General features: G+C 42.0%; 5 protein-coding genes. 4 read left to right on the top strand and 1 reads right to left on the bottom strand.

Going from position 1 to position 14,069, the window contains the following annotated elements:
- Positions 1-102: 102 nt before the first annotated feature.
- Together K6V21_RS03350 and K6V21_RS03345 are read left to right on the top strand one after the other, a co-directional pair.
- Positions 103-1,908, top strand: a complete 1,806-nt coding sequence (locus K6V21_RS03350; RefSeq protein WP_196065373.1) for an AMP-dependent synthetase/ligase — start codon at positions 103-105, stop codon at positions 1,906-1,908.
- A 179-nt stretch (positions 1,909-2,087) separates the two neighbouring features.
- On the top strand, positions 2,088-4,106 hold the full coding sequence (locus K6V21_RS03345; protein ID WP_196065371.1) for a family 43 glycosylhydrolase: 2,019 nt from the start codon (positions 2,088-2,090) through the stop codon (positions 4,104-4,106).
- On the opposite strand, the gene K6V21_RS03340 is transcribed toward K6V21_RS03345, so the two are convergent.
- The gene (locus tag K6V21_RS03340; protein ID WP_224320851.1) at positions 4,100-8,458 is read right to left on the bottom strand and encodes a hybrid sensor histidine kinase/response regulator transcription factor; all 4,359 of its coding nucleotides are present in this window, start codon (positions 8,456-8,458) and stop codon (positions 4,100-4,102) included. The genes K6V21_RS03345 and K6V21_RS03340 overlap by 7 nt on opposite strands.
- A 279-nt stretch (positions 8,459-8,737) precedes the next feature.
- On the opposite strand from K6V21_RS03340, the gene K6V21_RS03335 reads away from it, so the two are divergent.
- On the top strand, positions 8,738-12,016 hold the full coding sequence (locus K6V21_RS03335; protein ID WP_224321992.1) for a SusC/RagA family TonB-linked outer membrane protein: 3,279 nt from the start codon (positions 8,738-8,740) through the stop codon (positions 12,014-12,016).
- 22 nt (positions 12,017-12,038) lie between these two features.
- Positions 12,039-14,063, top strand: a complete 2,025-nt coding sequence (locus K6V21_RS03330; protein WP_224320850.1) for a RagB/SusD family nutrient uptake outer membrane protein — start codon at positions 12,039-12,041, stop codon at positions 14,061-14,063.
- Positions 14,064-14,069 lie beyond the last annotated feature (6 nt).

Raw genomic sequence — 14,069 nt, 5'->3', positions numbered from 1 at the left:
CTAATATTGCGGAAGTATATACTAAATATTTAATTCTCAATATAGAAATAGTTTCAAATGAAACCACTACCTTTGTGCCGAATTTACCAATATATGAATAATATGACTTATCATCATTTATCTGTCCTCGTACATCGGCGGGCAGAGAAGTATGGCGACAAGGTGGCTCTGAAATACAGGGATTACGAAACGTCGCAGTGGATCCCCATCACTTGGAATCAATTCTCACAAACAGTTCGACAAGTTGCGAATGCACTCGTAGAGTTAGGAGTGCAGGAAGAAGAAAACATAGGAATCTTTTCTCAGAACAAGCCCGAATGCCTTTATATAGATTTCGGGGCATTTGCTAACCGTGCGGTGACCATACCTCTGTATGCTACCAGTTCGCCGGCACAGGCGCAGTACATTATCAATGATGCTCAGATACGTTATATATTTGTAGGCGAGCAATTCCAGTATGATGCGGCTTTCAGTGTCTTTGGCTTTTGCCAATCGTTACAGCAATTGATCATTTTCGACCGTGCTGTAGTACGCGACCCTCGTGACATGACTTCCATCTATTTCGATGAATTCCTGGAAACAGGAAAAGGTTTGCCGAACAACGATATAGTGGAAGAGCGTACTTCCCGTGCATCGGATGATGACCTTGCCAACATTCTTTATACATCCGGTACAACTGGCGAACCGAAGGGGGTAATGTTGCATCATTCTAACTATATGGAGGCTTTCCGTATCCATGATATCCGTCTGGTAGACATGACCGATCAGGATATTTCCATGAACTTCCTTCCTCTGACACATGTCTTCGAGAAAGCATGGACGTATCTTTGTGTGCACAAAGGTGTGCAGATTTGTATCAACCTGCGTCCGGTGGATATCCAGACTACCATTAAAGAAATCCGTCCGACATTGATGTGCAGTGTTCCCCGTTTCTGGGAAAAAGTGTATGCCGGTGTGCAGGAGAAGATTGCTCAGGAAACAGGGTTGAAGAAAGCTATGATGCTGGATGCCATCAAGGTGGGTAAGATACACAACATCGATTATCTGCGTAAAGGTAAAACTCCGCCGTTGATGCTTCATCTGAAATATAAATTCTACGAAAAGACGGTTTATGCTTTACTGAAAAAGACGATTGGTATTGAGAACGGTAATTTCTTCCCTACTGCTGGAGCTGCCGTACCTGATGAAATCTGTGAATTTGTTCATTCGGTAGGTATCAATATGTTGGTTGGCTATGGTCTGACCGAATCGACTGCTACCGTTTCTTGTTTCCTTAACCAAGGTTACGAAATTGGTTCCGTAGGCACCGTGATGCCTGATGTAGAAGTGAAGATCGGTGACGAGAATGAAATACTTCTGCGTGGAAAGACTATCACGAAAGGCTATTATAAGAAAGCGGAAGCTACTGCCGCTGCTATTGATAAAGACGGTTGGTTCCATACCGGTGATGCCGGCTATCTGAAGGGTGACCAACTTTATCTGACTGAGCGTATCAAGGACTTGTTCAAGACTTCCAATGGTAAATATGTCAGCCCGCAAGCTTTGGAGACGAAACTGGCTATTGATCGTTACATCGATCAGATTGCCATTATCGCCGACCAGCGTAAATTTGTGTCTGCCCTTATTGTACCGGTCTATGGTTTTGTGAAAGATTATGCCAAGGAAAAAGGCATTGAATATAAGAATATGGAAGAACTGCTGCAACATCCTAAGATTCTCGGTTTGTTCCGTGCCCGCATAGATACCTTGCAACAGCAGTTTGCCCACTATGAGCAAGTGAAACGTTTCACACTTTTACCCGAACCTTTCAGTATGGAACGTGGTGAACTGACTAATACTTTGAAGTTGAAGCGTCCTGTAGTTGCAAAGAATTACAAGGAAGTGATAGATAAGATGTACGAAGAATAAAGATATAATAAACCTATCTATTGAAAATAAAAAGCTCCCGGTTAAGAGTCAGAACTTTTAATCGGGAGTTTTTATATATCCGTGTGCCTAAAAAGTGCACGCATATTACCGGTTTGTCCCCTCTTGATGACCCTGTACCGCATATATTTGCATCCTCACTTTATATTAATTTATGTAAGATGTATAACTTATCTATTACTACAGGAAAAATAGCGGATGGCTTTTCCGCATTGTTAATGCTTTGTTGCATACTCATGGTACAGTCGTGTACTGCTCCCGTACAAACTACGGCTTCTTTATCGTCTGACAATGGAGACGGTACTTATACCAATCCGGTGATTAATGCCGATTATCCCGATCCTGACATTATACGGGTAGGTGAAGACTTTTATATGGTCAGTTCCTCATTCGTTGCTATGCCGGGTATTCCTATCTGCCATTCTAAGGACCTTATAAATTGGCGTATCATAGGGCATGCCTACGACAGCATCACTTTCCGCCCTCAATATAGGATGGAGAATGAGCAGACCGCGTATAGTCGTTTGTGTTGGGCTCCTTCCATTAAATATCATGACGGTACCTATTATATAGGAGTTAATATTGCCGATGATGGTTTTGTAATGTTTAAGAGTAATAACCCGGAAGGGCCGTATTCAATGCATAAGTTTGACAAGCGTTTGTATGATCCGGGATTTTTCATTGATGATGATGGTAAGAAATATGTCACACATGGAAAGACGAAAATATACCTGACACGTTTGAAAAATGATGGAACCGGTGTACTGGATCCTAACGATGAGGGTACCCTGATTATAACAGCTCCCAAGGGATATGAATATCTTTTTGAAGGATGTCACACTTATAAAAGGAATGGCTGGTATTATATATTCAATCCGGCATTGGGATACAATGGGGTACAGATGATCAGCCGCTCCCGTAATCTTTACGGTCCGTATGAAACAAAGGTCCTTATTGATGATGATATCAACTATGCTGATGCCGGTGTACATCAGGGCGGATATGTGGAGACACTTGAAGGTGAATCGTGGGCCTATACTTTCCAGGACAGGGATTATATGGGTAGATGTGTGATGCTGTATCCGATGAAATGGGAAGAGGATTGGCCGGTGGTAGGCCCGGAAGGTAAACCGGGAAAAGGAGTGGTAACTTATAGAAAACCGGCAGTCAAGGCCAAGCAAGAGATTACATTTCCCCAACATTCGGATGATTTCAGTTCTTCGAAACTGGCTCATGTATGGGAATTCAATCATGTACCCCGGAAAGATAAATGGAGTCTGACGGATCGTCCCGGTTATTTTAGGATTTATGCGCAGTATGCAAAGGGATTTGAATGGGCGCGTAATTCGCTGACACAGAAAGTATCCGGACCTTATAGTACCGGAACTGTTTCATTAGATTTGACCGGACTCCGTGAAGGAGATTTTGCCGGAAATGGCATTATGGGGAGAGTCATGTACCAACTGGGAGTACGGAAGAAGGCGGATGGCTTTTGGCTTGAAATGAGGCAGGGAGGAAGAGAAGGGGAGACTGTTGTCGATAGTCTTCCTGTCAAAACTGATAAGATATACCTGCGCACTGAAGTGACAAAGCAAGGATCTTTACTGTTTTATTATAGTCTGGATAATCTTGAATATAACCGTTTGGGTCCGGAAGGAGTTTCTAACTTCTGGGGATTTCTGGGTATCCGTCATGCTTTATGCTGTTATAACTTGAATAAAGGTGCTACTGGCGGCTATGCCGATTTTGATTATTTTGAATTAGAAAGTAATCGCAGGGGAAATCACTACGATGCATTTACCGAGATAGACTTTTCTCAGTATGATGATCGTGAAGGAATGAAATTAGTACGTCCGGTAGCAAAACGCCCTATGCAGTTTATTTCCGGAGTACGGGATGGAAACTGGCTCGTATTCAATAATATGTGCTTTAAGCAGAACCCTCAAAAAGTAACTATCGAACTTCAGGCGGAAACTCCCGGAACAGTGATTGAGATAAGGGAGGGAAGTCTTGATGGTAAGTTGATAGCCACTTGCCCGATAAATCAGAACCAGACTCCGGGAGAATGGGAGAAGCAAACCTTTGAGGTCAGTGGAGCAGTAAAAGATAAGTCCAAAATTTATTTCCTGTTCCGTGGACAGAGTCAGGGACTTGCTATAAAGAACTTTATCTTTTACTGATCCGGATTATCCTCCTCGTTATTAATGGAGTTTTTATATTCGCTTGGAGTAACTCCCATGTGCTTTTTGAAGCATCTGCTGAAGTATTTCGGGTCGCTGAAACCGGTCATATAAGCTATTTGAGAGAAGTTGTATACATCACTTCTGATCAGCTGGGCAGCTCTTTTTACACGAATTTCCCTGATAAAATCTACCGGAGGCATTCCTACAATGGACTTAAGCTTCCGGTAGAAAATACTCCGGCTCAGCAGTAGCTTGTTGGCGAAATCGTCGATCACCAGATCCGGATTATCTATTTGCTCTTCCAGGAAATCCATCACTTCTTTCATGAATAACTTATCATGCGGCATCACTTCGGGTTCCGAAGGAGTCCAGTCCTTAGAATTATCGGTTTCATTGTTTGCTGATAACTGCTTCATGAATATTTCCTGTAGCTGCTTACGCTTGGTAAACAGAGAAGCAATACGGGCTTTGAGGTACGAAGAACTGAATGGTTTCGTAATGTAATCATCGATACCTTGTTCCAAAGCGGTGATACGGTCATCCAATGATGCTTTTGCTGATAGAAGAATGATTGGAACATAGCAGATATCTTTGTTTTCCTTGATACGTTTAATCATTTCCAATCCATCCATGACAGGCATCATTACATCACTGATTATCATATCGGGTATAGCTTCCGATGCAAGTTTCAAACCTTCTTCTCCGTTTGCTGCTTCCAGGATAGTGTATTTCTTTGATAGTATATTTCTGAGCAGGCTTCTCAGCTCACGATTATCTTCTACGATTAAAATGGATAAAAAATCCTCTTCCGAGCTGTTTTCGGATTCAACTATACCGTTATCTACAGTTGTGGTAATATATTCTGTATTGTCCGAACTATCAGCAAGGATTAATTCGGCCTGTGCATCTTTCTCAAACACTTCACGTTCCAAAGGTAAAGTTACACTGAATTCGCTACCCGTTCCCGGTTGGCTTTTGACCTCTATATTTCCGTGATGCATATCCACCAATTCTTTGACGAGTGATAAACCTATGCCTGATGAAGGTTGCAGAATATTGTTGTTCTTGCTTAGTGTCTCAAAGCGTTTGAAAAGAGAACCTATCTTATCAGGAGCAATACCGATACCTTCATCAATAATGGAAATGCGGATATGCTGATCCGACTTCTGTACTGTAATCTTTACGGTTTTCCCTGGTAGAGTATATTTGAATGCATTGGATAACAGATTGAATACTATTTTTTCCACTTTGTCCCTGTCTATCCATATATATACTTCTTCTTGATCAGCTTTGAATGTGAAGTCTATTTGTTTCTCTTCAGCTATCAGACGGAAATTTTCTGTAATTTTCATCAGGAAAGCAATCAATTCTGTTTGTTCAACCATTACTTTCATCTTCTTATTCTGTATCTTTCGGAAATCGAGTATCTGATTGACAAGACGTAACATGCGTTCCGTATTTTTATGTACAACGGTCAGATGTTCCCGTACGGAAGGAGAAATGGTCTGGTCCTCCAGAACTTCACTGACCGGACTGGAGATAAGAGTCAATGGTGTGCGTAGCTCGTGTGAAATATCGGTAAAGAATTTCAGTTTGATATTTGATAATTGCTGTTCCATATCCACTTGGTGACGCAGTCGATAGATGTAAGAGAAGATATACAGAATTAACCCTGTGAGAAGGATGAATGCTGCAAGATATGCCAGTAAAGCCCAAGGAGTCTCCCAAAAGGTAGGAATGACCTTGATGGAAAGTGTACGGATATTGTTTACCCATACTCCGTCACTGTTTGTTGATTTCACCTGAAGACGATATTCGCCTGCGGGCAGATTGATGTAGCTTGCTGATTTGTTTTTATCGCTATAATTCCATTCTTTTTCAAGACCTTTCAGGCGATAGGCATAGCGTATGTCATCCGGTCTTGTGAAGTCTAATGCTGAAAATTGTACATTAATATTTCGTTCCGAAGGATGTAAAGCTATCTCTTTCAAATCATCGGTGGAGACAGTTGATTTCTTTCCGTTGACTTTCAAATCTGTAAAGACGATGGGAGGTACATAATCACTCTTCTTCATTTGTTCCGGAACAATTTCCAAAAAGCCCATATCTGTGCCGAAAATCAATTGTTGCCGGGCGTTTATGGTGGGTATCGCTTCGCTAAAGTTCATCTTTTGTCTGAGAAATCCTGTACTATAGTTTTCGAATGCCTCTGTTTCCGGATTAAATTTGGATAAAGCATTTTCGGATGCTATCCACAGATTCTTTTGGGAATCTTCTATCATGGATAGGACCATATCGGAACCTAGCCCTTCCTGCTCGGTGTAATACTGAAATTCAATGTTTTCGCTAAGCAGGGTTCTGGATGTGATTTTGTTGACTCCTCCGGTGAATGTCAATACATAGATGTCTTTATGGCTGTTTTTGTATATATGCATAATGTCATTTCCTGTCAGACTAGAGGGTCTGTTCCTGTTTTGTATATTTCTGTAGAACTTGATTTCTTCCGGTTGTGCAAAGTCATTTGAGAATGTAACCAAACCAAAGGTGGTTCCTACCAACAGGATACCATTTTCCGTACCTGTAATATAGCGGATATTATGGCAGGTGCTGAACGGATAGTTTTGTAGCTTATTCCTGTGGTTGATAAAATACACTTTTCCCTCAGGTGTTTGTTGTAGCAGATTTAATCCGCCACCGTAGCATCCTATCCAGATGTTGTCATGATTATCGGAATATATGCTGAATATGTCATTGTTGCTCAAACTATAGATGTCTTCGGAGGCATACATATAATTTTGTACGTCGTAATTCCCATCGGTTTTCTTTGTGAGTTGGAATAGTCCGTTTCCCTTGGTTCCTATCCAGATTGTTCCGTCCTTTCCTTCGCAGATGCTGTAAACACTGGCATTGAATGATACTTTGTCTTTACCTATCTTTCCCTGTGAAGACAAGTAACCGGACAGGCTGCCATCAGGGTGGTATATCCTGACATATTCGCTTTTGGAAGCTACCCACAATCGTTGTGAACTGTCCAAAAGGAAGGCGCGGATTTCAAATCCCCTGTCTATTCCTTTCAGATTATAAATTTGTGGATAGAAAGACATTTTCTTTATTCCTCTGGCGCTGACTAGCCAGTGGTTTCCCTGTCTGTCCTGATAATGGTAGCGAACAAGCGGAGCAAATAGCGATTGAGGATTGTCCGGATCAGTATAAAAAGCTTTCAATTCTTTACTTTTCCTATCATAATAACAGAAGTTTCCATTATGGGGAATCAGCCATAAAGTACCTTGTTTATCTTCAAATATGGTGTTTTTGTTCTCTCTGCCATAATTCACGACCTCTTTTTCGGGTGTAAAGAGGTATTGCTTTTCACCTGTTGCCGGATTAAAGCGTATCACTCCGGGAGTAGTGGGGAATATCCATAGCTCTCCCTCTTTATCTTCATAAATGGAGATAGCTTCATTGGAGGATTGCATGGGAGTACGGATATCAATTAGCTGAGAAGTCTTATTTTCCGGATTGAACAGGATGACGCCATTATCAGTGGCTATGGTGAGTAGCCCATGGTTGGTTATGTCTAAAGAGCTTATTTTGTTGATGGGGTAAGGAAGCTCTATAAATTTTATGCTTTCAGTTTGTTGGTTATAATAGGCTATCTTTTCAGAAGCGGAAGCAAGGTAAATTGTACCGTTGTATTCCTGAATAAACTGGAAAGGAAAATCACTGTCGATCTTTTTGTTGCCTATAATGGATATACCTTTGTCTGTCAATATCCACTCATCCTTATCGGAATCCTGGAAGATAGTGAAGATGTGCTCACCTTTTAAAAAACCATTGAATGTGCTATAGAGTGTAATTCCGTCTTTTTCTTTATATCTCTTTTCATCGATTCTGTAACAATAACCTTTGTCGCATGTCACCCAGGCTATGCCTTCTTTTAGGGGAAATATTTTCTGGACAAAGTTTCTTCTTTGCATATCTTTATCTACTGTTTGCAGAACATCATAGAAGATTTCAAGATGCGTGTCGAATATATAAGCCTTGCTGTCATACGTCTGACACCAGATATCGCCATATGCGGTTTCTGAAATAAAGGTTATCCGATTGTTGGATAGTGTATATTCTTTATGTGGCGCGGATTTGTAGTTCTTGAATGTATATCCGTCGAACTTATTGAGTCCGTTACGGGTACAGATCCAGATAAAGCCTTTCTGATCTTGTAAAACTGCTGATGCGATATCTTGGGGTAGTCCGTTCTCTGCCGTAAAATCAGTAATCTGGCAGATGGGCTGTGCCGATGAAAACATCGGTATCATTAAGTATAAGAAGTAGATAATCAGTCGTCTCATAGTACTGTTTTGAATAGTGCAGAACAAATGTATAGAAAAAAGGGAATAAATGAAAAGTATAGGACCTGTTTGACCGAAAAAGCCGATATTTCGCCCGAATAGTCCACCTCCTTTTTGTCCCATTTTGAAAAAGTGCACTCTTGTTACCTGATTTTATTCCGTTGCTATGACACAGGTTGGCTACTTTTGCGGAGTGAATCATTTTAATCATTAACTATTAAAAACACATTACTTATGAATTTAGAAAGACTTGTTCAAAGGACAGCTGCTACTCTCTTGATGAGTATGATCTGCCTTATCTCTCTTGCACAGAGTCGTACTGTTTCAGGTGTTGTGCTCGATAGCAGAGGTGATCCTGTTATTGGTGCTAATATCAGAGTAGTAAGTGACGCTTCTATCGGTACAATTACAGACCTGGATGGTAAATTCTCCCTTGCCGTGCCGGGTACAGCCAAACAATTGGAAATAAGCTTTATCGGAATGCAGACGCAAACTGTATCCATTGTTGCAGGACAACCGGTTCATGTGACATTGGCTGAAGATGCTGAGATTCTGGATGAAGTTGTAGTAATCGGTTATCAGACGGTAAAACGTAAGGACCTTACCGGATCGGTAGCCTCTGTTTCGGGTGAGCAAATTGCAGCTATGCCTGTTGCCAATGCAGCTCAAGCTTTGCAGGGTAAGCTGGCCGGTGTCAATGTAACAACGCAGGATGGACGTCCCGATGCCGCTGTTTCTATTCGTGTACGTGGTGGCGGTTCTATCTCACAGAGCAATGATCCGCTGGTACTGATTGATGGAGTCAGTGGCTCGTTGAGTGATATTCCGGGCGATCAGATTGAGTCGATTGACGTTTTGAAAGATGCCTCATCAACGGCTATTTATGGTGCCCGTGGTGCTAATGGTGTAATTCTTGTTACCACAAAGGGGGCTAAAGAAGGACGTGTTGTTGTCAGCTACAATGGTTATGCGAAGTTCAATACACCGACTAAGTATATGGATGCGCTCGATCCTTATGACTACCTGGCATATAGCTGGGCAAGTGCAGCTTCGGTTGGTGGTAACAGCTATATGGAACCATTGGAGAAACTGTATGGAATAGGACGTTATACGACTACCAACCCTGGCGGCATAGAAAGTTATCGCAATGTGAAGGCGGATAATATCCAGAAGAAGATTTATGGAGATTCTTTCTCTCATAATCATGACCTTTCAGTTACGGGTGGTACTGAAAAGACCAAAGTGCTGTTTGGCGTTAACTACATGGATGAGGATGGTATGAAACTCGCTTCTTATTATAGACGTGCCAATGTTTCGTTGAAAGTGAACCAGAAGATTGCCAAGAACCTTGATTTGAGTCTTGATACCCGTTATACCAATATTAAAAAGATGGGTGATGAGGGTGTTACAAATGGCAGCGGATCAGTTCTGTCATCTTCTTATCGTTTCCGCCCTATTGCGACAGATGATATTTTGGGTGATTTGTCTGCAATGAATGAAGGTATGATTGAGAACTATGCCAAACAGAGCCAGTGGGACAGATATAATCCGGTAAACCGTATCAATGACAAGTATGCGCCGAATGCCCAGCAGTCATTGCGTGGTATTCTCTCGCTGAACTGGGGAATTGTGAAAGGATTGACCTATCATACTGACCTGTCTCTCAGCCAGACCTGGAATCAGAATAAAGAATGGACGGGAGCCATCATAAATAACTATCTGGATGATAGTACCGGTGAGGTTCTATATGCAGGTAATGCGAATCTGGAGAAAAAGAATAGCTGGGGACTCCGTTGGACAAATACCTTGAGCTATGACTTTACTTTTGCTAAGATACACCGCTTGAACATCCTGGCCGGTCATGAAGTTTCCAATTCGGGCGGTGACGGACTGAAAGCCTCAGGAACCTATTTCCCTGCAAACTTTACGAAAGAGAATGCATTTGCCATGATCAATCAATATGACAGTACTAAGGGAGTGGGAGACTTTTCTTCAAGTATTTCCACGCCGAGCCGTATCCTTTCGTTCTTTGGCCGCTTGAATTATAACCTTATGGAACGCTATCTGTTGACGGTTACATTCCGTGCGGATGGTTCATCTAAATTTGCTCCCAGTAACCGTTGGGGATATTTCCCGGCAGCAGCTTTGGGCTGGCGTATGTCTGAAGAAGCATTCCTGAATGATGTGAACTGGCTGGATAACCTTAAACTCCGTGTTTCCTACGGTGAGGTAGGTAACGATGGTATAAATTCCAGTCTGTGGTCACAGAATTGGGAATCGACTAGTGACAAGAGATACCAGGGAGCCGTGAATGGCGCCTTCTTGCCTTCTTATTCACTTGGTGCAGATATGGCGAACAAGGATCTGAAGTGGGAAACTACGATTACCCGCAACATCGGTGTTGATTTCGGTTTCTTTAATAGCCGCTTGACAGGTACGATTGATGCCTATTGGAATACTACCAAGGATTTGCTGATGAAAACTGCCATACCGGGTATCACGGGTTTCACTTCAACCTACGCCAATGTAGGCCAGACCAGCAACAAAGGTGTTGAAATTGCTCTTCAGGGTGTACTCGTGAAAACGAGGGACTGGAATGTAACGGCTGGTTTCAATATTAACTTCAATCGCGGTAAAGTGGACAAACTGGCTGATAATGTCACTGGACTTTATGGTACGGAATGGGCTACTTCATCTACTTTCCCGAAATCAGATTATGTCTTGAAAGAAGGGCGTCCTGTAGGCTTGGTACGTGGCTTGACTGCTGATGGCTTCTATACTACCGACGATTTTACTTATGAAAATGGGGTGTATACCCTGAAGAAAGGAGTTGCGGATGTTTCTTCTGCTGTATTCCCCAACTATCACTTGCACAATGGTATAAACGAACGCCCTGCAGGACAGTTGGCTTACCCGGGTATGGCAAAGTTCAAAGACCTGAACGATGACGGTATTATCAATGATGATGACGTGGATGTTATCGGCGATATGACACCTGTCCATACCGGTGGTTTTAATATTAACGCTACTTATAAGAACTTTGATTTAGGTTTGTATTTTAACTGGAGCTATGGCAATGAAATCTATAATGTAAATAAGCTGGCAGCACTTTATGGTTATAAAGAAGGTGCCGTTTACGAGAATAAGCTCTCTATAGTAAAGGATTGCTATAAAATCTATGATGTAGTGAATGGCGAATTGGTTGCATTGACCACTCTTGAACAACTGAATGCTGCCAATGCGAATGCTAAGTTACCACTGGCATACAGTGAGAATGGCTATGTGTCTACATTAGGTATTGAAGACGGCTCTTATCTACGTTTGAATACTCTGACTTTGGGGTATACTTTACCGAAGAGTATTCTTCAGAAGGCGGGTATCAGTAATCTGCGTGTTTACGGAAGTATCTATAATGTCTTTACGATTACAGGATATTCCGGAATCGATGCTGAAGTAAGTACATCCACTTCTACAAAGACCTATCCTCAATTGGGTATGGACTGGGGTACTTATCCGCGTGCACGTTCCTTCGTACTGGGTGTAAATCTTAGCTTCTAACCATTTAATAAAAGATGAAATTATGAATAAGTATATAAAAATGGCATTTGCGTCAGCCTGTTGTGTCTTGTTTGCACAGTGCAGTGACTTTCTGGAAACTTCTTCTCCTTCTAATACAGATGACGAGTTTGTAACTTCCAGTCCCGCAGAAACTCTAAAGACTTTGTCAAGAGCTTATGCTCTTTATCGTGAGTCGTGTAATGGGGCATACGATTGGAACGACCATTACCGTTCGGATATCGAATATTTCCCTGAGAATAATACTTCCAATAATATCAATGCAAAGCTGGTTCCCGAACAGATTCCTTGTGACCACATGAAAGGTAGCTTCAATGCTTTGTACAATGTGATCTCCTATGCCGGAAAAACAGCTGATCTGATTGCTGCCAAAACAGCTTATCAGGATGATATCGCAGCAGGCAGAACTTCCGACTGGACACATCTGAAAGGTGAAGCCGAAGCATTGCGTGCATTATGTTACTTCGACTTGATTAAACATTGTGGTGATGTACCGTATGGCTATGAGAATAACTATGTAGATAATTACGGGCTGACTTCACGTTTTGATATTTATGATGCACTGATTGAAAAATTGAAAGCAGCGGAACCGTATATGTATAAAGTAGGGGAAGGCGGTTTGAACGGTGAGCGTATTACGCGGACATTTGTTGATGGATTGATTGGTAAAATGGCTCTTTATGCCGGAGGCTATCAAACTATCCGTACAGATATGCCGGAACTTTATGGAAGTGTACAGTTCGAAACTCTCAGCACGGATGCTAAACGCAAATGCGCTTATGCCCGTCGTTCCGATTACAAGAACTATTACACTATAGCTGAAGACTATTTGCAGAAAGCTCTTTCAACCAATGCAGGAACCACCAAACTGGTTACTACGGATGAGCGTAGCTATGCAAACAATCCTTTCCAACGTCATTTCCAATATGGAATGGATCTTCTGATGAGTCCTGAAGCCATCTTTGAAATAGGTTGTGTACAGAATCAAGCTACAAGCCGTATGTATTGCTATGATTTCGGTCGTGGTTCTAACGGTGGTAACAATACTGCCCCGAATAAAGTATTTGCCGGTATACGTATGGTGCCGAGTTTCTATTACGGTGGTTATGACAACGCTGATAAACGTCGCGATGTTAGTGCAGTGGTTACCGGACTGGATGGTAAAGGTAATGAGTTGGCTTTTACTTTTAAGGCAGGTGCTAAGGTTGACGGAGGTATTTGTTTGAATAAATGGGATATTTGCCGCCAAAATCCTTACTTTGTCGGTCCCCAGATGGGTGCAGGCTTCAATATGCCGATTATGCGTGTAGCTGATGTTATTCTGATGTTAGCGGAAGTGAAAGCAGGATTGGGTGCAGATACTGAAGCTATAGGCTTGGTTAATCAGATTCGTGAAAGAGCTTTTGGTGATGATCTGCATAATATTTCCGGTTTGTCCGGTGAAGCTCTGAAAGAAGCTATTCTGATGGAACGTAAGTTTGAACTTTTCGGTGAAGGGCATACCGGTTACGATCTGGTTCGGAGTGGTAAATTCTCACAAAAAGCAATGGAAGTACGTAATGAGATGTCAACCCTTGCTGAAAATCTGAAGACTAAAGGTTATCATGAATTTGAGAATGGCAACATCTTACCCGCTTACATCTGGACAAAGCAGGTTGCAGGTGCTAAACTGACTTATGACTGTACGGATGAAAACGATCCTGTACTTTTCCCGGGATGGCGTGGTGTATTGGATTTTGCTCAGTTAGGGTTGTCTGTTAATGGAACCAACCATAATACCGCAATCAAAGGGCTATTTGAATATATTGCTCCGGATAGTGAGACTGCGGCAGAATTAGAAGCGGAAGGATATGTAAAGACAGAGTGGGGAAGCACTCTTGCCGCCAATATTGATATATATCTGAGTAATATTCTTCCGGGCATTACATCGGAAGAGAGTGTTCCGTGTTATTACTGGCCTATTCCTTATGAAACAATCAGTCAATCCAAAGGAAAAGTGACAAATGGCTATGGACTGCCACAACAATAATAGACA

Source organism: Bacteroides cellulosilyticus (assembly GCF_020091405.1).
Taxonomy (GTDB): domain Bacteria; phylum Bacteroidota; class Bacteroidia; order Bacteroidales; family Bacteroidaceae; genus Bacteroides.
The sequence above is the reverse complement of the archived record's forward strand: the minus strand, read 5'-3'. Positions and strand labels throughout refer to the sequence as shown.